Annotated in this window: 1 pseudogene; it reads right to left on the bottom strand. The window is 33.6% G+C overall.

From position 1 onward, the window contains the following. A pseudogene (locus NJT12_RS24985) lies at positions 1–223 on the bottom strand (IS5/IS1182 family transposase); the annotation flags it as partial.

Consider the following 223-nt stretch of genomic DNA (forward strand, 5'->3'; position numbering starts at 1 on the left):
ATAAAATTTCCCTGAGTATCTTCTATCGTTTCTTTAAGAAGATTTAGCTTTTCTTTCACAGCTGGTATAGAACTCAAAGATTCTTCTTTTTCTATGCGCTGTTCCAGTTCTCTACAATAGGCTAATTCTTTTTCTAATACATTGGTGTCATTTTTCTTGGGCATATGCTCTTTGAATTGGTCATCAAATAAATAGACCGTTTTTCGTAGCAGTTTAGATCGCT

The organism is Flavobacterium azizsancarii (assembly GCF_027980145.1).
In the GTDB taxonomy this organism is placed as follows: Bacteria; Bacteroidota; Bacteroidia; order Flavobacteriales; family Flavobacteriaceae; genus Flavobacterium; species Flavobacterium azizsancarii.